6 protein-coding genes are annotated in these 6,770 nt (G+C 49.9%); 3 read left to right on the forward strand and 3 right to left on the reverse strand.

The annotated features are described in order from the left end of the window. Both RMO27_RS02615 and RMO27_RS02620 read right to left on the reverse strand, forming a co-directional pair. The coding region (locus tag RMO27_RS02615) for an aminopeptidase P N-terminal domain-containing protein (RefSeq protein ID WP_309728785.1) at positions 1-849 on the reverse strand (849 nt) is incomplete at its 3' end. A 203-nt stretch (positions 850-1,052) separates the two neighbouring features. Continuing rightward, complete coding sequence (locus RMO27_RS02620; RefSeq protein ID WP_309728788.1) at positions 1,053-1,400, reverse strand: hypothetical protein; 348 nt, start codon at positions 1,398-1,400, stop codon at positions 1,053-1,055. A gap of 349 nt (positions 1,401-1,749) precedes the next feature. Between RMO27_RS02620 and RMO27_RS02625 the strand changes: the two genes are divergently transcribed. From RMO27_RS02625 to RMO27_RS02635, 3 genes are all read left to right on the forward strand, one after another. Beyond that, positions 1,750-2,475 (forward strand): class I SAM-dependent methyltransferase, encoded by a 726-nt coding sequence (locus tag RMO27_RS02625; protein WP_309728790.1) that lies wholly within the window; start codon positions 1,750-1,752, stop codon positions 2,473-2,475. 71 nt (positions 2,476-2,546) lie between these two features. Continuing rightward, entirely contained in the window at positions 2,547-2,732 is a 186-nt protein-coding gene (locus RMO27_RS02630; RefSeq protein ID WP_309728792.1) for a hypothetical protein, read from the forward strand. A 72-nt stretch (positions 2,733-2,804) separates the two neighbouring features. Continuing rightward, on the forward strand, positions 2,805-3,794 hold the full coding sequence (locus RMO27_RS02635) for an aldo/keto reductase (protein ID WP_309728794.1): 990 nt from the start codon (positions 2,805-2,807) through the stop codon (positions 3,792-3,794). 223 nt (positions 3,795-4,017) lie between these two features. Here the strand turns inward: RMO27_RS02635 and RMO27_RS02640 are convergent, their stop codons facing one another. Further along, on the reverse strand, positions 4,018-6,366 hold the full coding sequence (locus tag RMO27_RS02640) for a PhoD-like phosphatase (protein WP_309728796.1): 2,349 nt from the start codon (positions 6,364-6,366) through the stop codon (positions 4,018-4,020). Positions 6,367-6,770: the final 404 nt, after the last annotated feature.

Raw genomic sequence — 6,770 nt, forward strand, 5'->3', positions numbered from 1 at the left:
GATTTTTTGTTCGGTGGTAAATTTGCCGTTGACGGGGAAGGTACGGGTGACATCGGAGTTGTAATAGCCAACGGAGCAACCAGCGTCGATGAGTAGTAAGTCGCCGTCTTGGAGGGTGCTGTTGTTGTCGATATAGTGGAGAATGCAGGCATTAGAGCCGGAGGCGACAATTGAGGGATAGGCTACGCCCATGGCACCGTTTTTGCGGAAGATGTATTCGATTTCGGCTTCGATTTCCGATTCTTTGACGCCTGGTTTGGCGATGTCGCGGGCGCGTGCGTGGGCGAGGGCGGCAATCCGAGCGGCTTCGCGCATTAAATCTAGCTCGGCGGGACTTTTAACCTGCCGCAGGGGGTGAAGGGTGAGGAATGGATCTTCGATCGCGACTGGCCCCGTGCCGCGTTTACCATAGGAACGGAGGAGTCTTTGCCAGTGGGTGATGACTTTATGATTGAGCTGCTCGTCGCGCCCCATGTGGTAATAGATTTTGTCCCCTTTTTCGAGATATTGGGGGAGTTTTTCGTCGAGTTCGCTAATTAAATAGGCTTCGTCTGCACCGTATTTCTCTTTGGCAGCATCGACACCGACGCGGTATCCTGTCCAGATTTCTTTGTCGCGTTCTTTGGGTTGAACGAAGAGGATAAATTTGTGTTCGTCGTGGTGGGGGGCGATGACGGCGACGGCGTGGGGTTCGTTGAAGCCAGTCAGGTAGTAGAAGTCACTCTCTTGGCGATAGACGTATTCGACATCGTTGTGCATGGTAGCCATGGGCGCGCTGCCAAATATCGCGGTGCCATTGCCAATTTTTGCCATTAACTGTTCCCGACGCTGGCGGTATTCTGCTTGCATGAACTTCTAAACCTATGCTGACTATATTGTTATCTTAGCAATCATGGCTAATTTATAGACTGGCGATCAATCTGGAAGGATAGTGCGATCCTGGAGATGCAAGGTTTGGGATCGTCAGAAGATGTAAGATTTTGATGCTAGCTGATGCCAGCCGATCGCCAAGTGGAGCGCAATCTTGAGATCTGTGACTGGGAAAACTGAGGTTAACTGTCACAGGCGAGTCTAGCAATTTCGCCAGCCACAGTGCCGGCGGGATAACCACCGCCATTCGGCAACCAGTCCATATCGTAGGCATCTGACTTGACTTGGTAGGGATTGCAGGAGGCGATCGCGCGATATTTTTTGGCATCTGCTGTCGTGCTCAGCCAGAATGATACATGTCTCCAGCCGGAGTCAGTCGTAGATTCCAGGCGATCGTCTAAATCGACTTGATAAACAATCCCATTGTCAGCACGAACGGCGTAAATATTTTCGGCGGCGGCAATGTTGGGAAGTCCCAAAACAGCAGTAGCGATCGATAAAGAACCAAACAGATAAGACTTGAATGACATAAAACCTCCGCGATGGTTGCGATTTTGGTGTGTAGTTGGCTGTGAGGTAACTGAACTAAGCTGAGTTCGGGTTTTGACTTCGCATTTACTTTAATTGGGCGGAGCGGGAGACATTATGCACGATCGATTCGATCGATTTAATCGAAATATAACACTTTCCTTTACTATGAAGTACGTTACTAGTTGAGCAGCGGGGAGAGATCGGACTTTGTAAGTTTGGCAAGTGCTGTATATCTATAGAAGTTTGGTAAATGAGCTGTCGATCGGCTGTTCGAGCACACTTACCAATCGATCGCTTTTATAATGAAGCTCGATCTGTTCTAGTGGTTGCCAAATTTTAATAATATCGATGCGTATCAAAAACCTCTTCAAAGTGCTAATTACTGGCCTAATTTGTTGGCAAATTGCCGTGCCGTCCAGCATGGCACTGCTTCAATCTAAATATTACAGTTATCGCCAGCCCAGCTTTGACGGGACTGGTAAAGTCTACATGAGTCGTGAAATTGCCCAGGTGATGGGGCACCAAGGAGCTGGCTGGCTAGAACGTAGCGATCGCGCGACGGAGGAGCAGCCTCAAAAAATGGTTACTGCGCTCGGGCTAAAAGCGACAGATATTGTTGCCGATATTGGTGCGGGTACTGGCTATATTTCACAGTTGCTAGCGCGACAGGTGCCAGATGGCAACGTACTGGCAGTCGATGTGCAACCGGAAATGGTGGCGTTATTGAAGCGGCGGATTCAAACCAGCAAGATCGCCAATATTCAACCGCGATTGGGTACCGAACAAAGCCCCGAATTATCTCCAGGCAGTATCGATCTGGCAATTATGGTCGATGCTTATCATGAATTTAGTTATCCCCAGGAAATGATGACCGGAATTGTATCGGCACTCAAACCAGGCGGACGGGTGGTTTTGACAGAATGTCGGGGTGAAGATCCCAAGGTTTTTATCAAGCCGCATCATAAAACTACTCAAAAACAGATCCAGCGCGAATTGAATGCCGTGGGACTAAAGTTGCTCAAAAATGACAGCGTTTTACCCCAGCAACATTTGTTGTTTTTTGGTAAATCTTAGCGGTGGCAAGCTTTTCCCCTCGATCGGGGCACTCTAGAGATCTGAGCGATCTTCTCACAGGGTGTAGGAAAATGACTAAATTTATGGGATTGGCAATGGGTGTAGGATCTTTTTCTGGCACTGTGTTAGGAAGTTATATTCCGAGTATTTGGGGTGAAGATTCGCTATCTTTAATGGGGATTATCTTTAGCATTATCGGGGCGATCGTCGGGATCTTATTAGGCTATCAATTAACTAAGCGATTGGGATTGGGCTGAGGATCGACTATGTTGATTTCTGTCCTGCCAAACAGTTACCTTAACTGAAAGGACTTACAGGAGAGCCAAAATATGCAAACTCGCAAACTGGGCGATCGCGGACTGGTAGTTTCGGCTCTAGGTTTGGGCTGTATGGGGATGTCGGGAGTATATGGGGCTGCGGACGAGGCTGAATCGATCAACACCATTCACCAATCGATCGATCTGGGTTGCACGTTCCTCGATACGGCTGATGCTTATGGTAAGGGACACAATGAAACGCTGATCGGTAAGGCAATTGGCGATCGACGCGATCGCGTCGTTATTGCCACCAAATTTGGGTTGAGCGATGTCAGTCAAGGTGGCTATACCATCCCCGTCAATGGTCGTCCCGAATATGTGCGATCGGCTTGCGAAGACAGCCTCAAAAGGTTGGGCGTAGAGACGATCGATTTATATTATCAACATCGGGTCGATCCGCAGACGCCAATTGAAGAGACAATTGGGGCGATGGCGGAGTTAGTTCGAGAGGGTAAAGTCCGGTTCCTGGGCTTATCAGAGGCATCCGCCCGGACAATCCGCCGCGCTCATGCGGTACATCCAATCGCCGCTTTGCAAAGCGAATATTCACTCTGGAGTCGGGATGTCGAGGCGGAAATATTACCGACTTGTCGGGAACTTCAGATCGGGTTTGTGCCATGGAGTCCGCTTGGACGAGGCTTTCTAACTGGGCAAATTAAAACTTTTGATGATTTAGAACCAAACGACTGGCGACGCGTCTCACCGCGATTTCAGGGGGAGAATTTTGGGCGCAATTTGGATTTGGTGGCACAGGTGCAGCAGATGGCGGAAGCGAAAAGTTGTACGCCCGCTCAATTGGCGATCGCCTGGTTGCTCCAGCAAGGTGAAGATCTTGTACCGATTCCTGGTACTAAGCGGGTTTCCTATTTGCTGGAAAATCTGGGTGCGTTGGACGTGAAATTAACTAGTGCTGAACTCGATCTTATTGATGCGATTCTACCTAAAGGTGCGGCTGCTGGCGATCGATATCCGGCGGCGATGATGCAAATGGTCGATCTCTAGTTACTAAGGAGAAGATTTTTTAACGCAGCGATGCGCGCTCGTCGGGTTCCCCGACGGTTTAGCGCATCAAGACAAAGGACGCGAAGGTTTTTGGTGTTGGGGTGAGGTTGTTAGTGGGTACCGCAAAGGACGCAAAGGGAGAGGAGCGTTCTTATCTGCACTGGATTGGGACGGGTTCTAGATCGCTGTGTCGATCTCAACGCTATTCACTATTCACTATTCACTATTCACTATTCACTATCAACTGGGCAACAAAGCGACTGAAGACGATTTGATTTGGTAGCCAGGGAGATCGCCAATAGAGATCTTGAATGATCGACGAGTCTTGTAACTGTACCACCGCCAAATTATTGACACCCACGACTTCTCGACCATCTTGAAACCGGCGAGAGTTCCACCACGGCAATCGATCTAGCCATTGGTGGAGTTGGAAATTTGTAGAAGTTCCAGGCGAAGAAACGAGTCGATCGCTAAATTGTGGCGCGTTCTCGTTGGCGTAGCCTCTCCTTTGGAGAATCGCTGGGAGGGTTGCCCGATTGCGAGGCATCCATTCGAGGGTACATTTCCAGTCGTGAGATTGTGGCAGATCGGAGCGAGGTGTCAAAAATCGTCGGAACGTCAACATTTGAGGGGGATGGTTCCAGCCGATCGAGTGGCGAACTGGTTCGGTTAAGAACAAATCCTTTAACCGCGTGTGCGCTAGTTTGGTCTTGATTTCCTCATTTTTGAAAGCACTGGCAGTTAGTTGCACGAGGATGGATGTGGAATTGGTTGCAAGCTGATGGTGGGATAAGCGTGCCACTGTACCAGCATGAATATCTCCAGATAACACCACAACGCGATCGCGATCGGCAAAGAGGGTGGTTAAAAGTCTTGCCAGGGCGAGGGTATGGATATTCCAGCTATCCCCGACATCATTAGCAAAGATCCGGGCGTGGGGTGGTGGATCTGCCGCATAGCGATCGCGTGCGTAGTGCTGGATGCAATCGATAATCTCTAAACTAAATAGATTGGTCGGTGCGACGATAAATGTTTGTCTGGATGCGGCGGTGGCCGCACTGGCTTGGAGCGGCTGGGTTAATTGGCGATCGAAGGCTGTGGGAGATAATAACATCGGCGGATCGATCGGCGATCGAGTGAGATCGTACCCCCGCCAGGTGCGGGTATCCAAAACTAAGATTTCGTGACAATTACTCTCGATCGTATAATGCCACGCGATCGCCTCAGGATCGCGATCGAGGCTCGATACTGCCCCATTCCGGACAAATTTGGGTGATCCCGTTGAGTCGAGTTGGGGCATACCCACCAGTCGGGCAATCTCGGCATGTGCCGCTGCATCCGTGCCCCCACTCATCGACCAGATTTGCGCCGCAGCTAGAAGTTTGCCACCCGCTGTACCTACTGCAAATCGATCGGGTGTGTTCCCCCAACCTTGAAATACTGCATAAGCTAGCAGCGCGTTTTGGACGACATGCCTGCCCAAAGATTGACCCAATACCCGTAGACACCAAGCCTGATTGAGATTCCAATCGTCGCTGACTTCATGGTCGTCAAAGATCGTATAGAGCGGGATATTGGCTAGGGCACGACGCACGCTCGCCAATCCATCGCGAAACTGCGCTAACTGCTGCACTTGCCGATCCCACCGCTTTGCAGCCTGTCGATCGGTAGTTAGCGCAGCACCAGCCGGCCAAGTTTGCGGCCAACACGTGGGCGACCATGCCAGCAAATAGACAGCACAATATTCACCTAAACTAAATAAATGATTGACAACCTTATGGTGACGACCGTTTAATCCAGCCGTAAAGCCAGCGACATCGGTGGCGACTTCGGATCGATCGCCACGATAGAATTCAGTTATCGGCAGATCCTCGATTCGATCGGGCACGCAATTCTCGGATATCGGCAATCGTTCCGTCCACCCTAGCAGCAGCTCACTGAGATGACTAGCCAGGCAAAACAGTGGCTCGGCAACGTCATCTCCATAAATTTGGTCGCCAGTAAATAAGAGTTGCTGGGGACGTTGTGAGGGAATTTGTGCCGATGCGGCCAGGAGCTGATCGAGCATTGGCAAGGCATCAAAACCATCCCCGTGCGGTTTGCGACAGGAACCATGCACGATCCGCAGATCTGCTAGCCGATCGGCTGGCAGGACAAAAGTCGGATACTGATGTGCAAAATAGCTAATATTTGCATTCGGAGTATTCGGAGCCGCCAGTGCCTGTTGGAGCGAGATCTCCGCCGGAGCATTGGCAATCGGCGACTCCCGCGCGCGAAATGTCAGATCGTAGGCATAGACTCGATCGGCTGTTAATATTTCATCACCCAGATCTGCCGTAACCGCAACGATATGCAGATGTGCGCCGATAGAGATCGTATCTCGACTGCCCGATCGCACCAGACCACCGATTTGGTTGCCATTATCCACCGTGGCGAAAACTTCCAGTGTGACTTGACAAGCTGCCTTCAAAGCAACCCAAACTGTGACTGCATCCGATGTCGTGCGACGCAGGATCGGCCCAGCTAAAATCAGCGGTAATTCGGTTAGCAATTGAATGGGTAAATCTAACATCCAGATCTAAATTAGATTGGTGCGATCGCTTCGCTATACACTAGTCGATTTGCTCGTTGTTAGTACCATATCATTTACCCAAGAAGTTGGGATAGATTTGAATTCACATTCTATCCCTACACCTTTAGGACTACCTAGCTTTTTTTTACATGGTACTTAAGACAGAGTTTTTTAATAACTACCGCAGTTAGATTAATAAACAGTCATGCAAACGATTGCGATCGCGATCGACGTTTGGTAGACAACCACAAAAATTACCACTCAGAGCCTACAGGAGTTCTTAACTCAATGCAAAAATCATCTTCGATCGGATTACTCAGTGCCAGCATCATTGCTACTACTATTTCAGCCATACTGATGAGTTCGCCTGCTGGCGCACAGGTAACGACACCCAGTACGGGTAC

Source organism: Chamaesiphon sp. OTE_75_metabat_556 (genome assembly GCF_031378165.1).
GTDB lineage: Bacteria > Cyanobacteriota > Cyanobacteriia > Cyanobacteriales > Chamaesiphonaceae > Chamaesiphon.